Below are 578 nucleotides of genomic sequence, written 5' to 3' on the forward strand. Positions count from 1 at the left end.
GCTCGTTGAACCAGCGCGTGAGGGCGCTGTCGGGCTGGTAGCGAAGCCAGCACCACGCCATCTCGATCAGTAACGCGCGCACTCTTCGGTTGCCCTGCTTGCTGATTCCCTGGTCGACCTTGCTCTCGCCACTGTCGTAGGGCTGGGGAACCAGCCCCGTACAGGCACCCACCTGGCGGCGGTTGCTGAACCCTCTCCAGAACAGTTCGAGCACGAGGCGTGACGCTCCCACTTCGCCAATCCCTTTCAGATGCGCGAGAGCGTCGAGTCGCTGGCGCGCCGGTGCGGGAAGGCTTGCCTGCCGCGTTTTCTCGAGCGCAGCGAGCTGTTTCTGCGCCAGCGACACCCGTTCGCATTCGCGCAACAGCCGCTCCCGCAATTCGGGCGGCAGCGGCGCGCCGTCATGGCACTTAACCTCGTCGCGGGAAAGCCGCCCGGCGAAGTTGCTGTGATCCACCTCATCCCAGCAACCGAGCGTAATCAGCAGTTTGCGCATACGGTCGCGATGCTGCAGCACTTCCTTCTGCAGTTGCCCGCGATCGCGTATCAGGTGCCGTGACGCTTCGTCCTGCGGCGAT

Annotated in this window: 1 protein-coding gene; it reads right to left on the reverse strand. The window is 64.5% G+C overall.

Going from position 1 to position 578, the window contains the following annotated elements:
* The coding region (locus VSR34_RS38280; protein ID WP_342965219.1) for a transposase at positions 1-578 on the reverse strand (578 nt) is incomplete at both ends.

This window comes from Paraburkholderia sp. JHI2823, assembly GCF_038900695.1.
Lineage (GTDB): Bacteria > Pseudomonadota > Gammaproteobacteria > Burkholderiales > Burkholderiaceae > Paraburkholderia > Paraburkholderia mimosarum.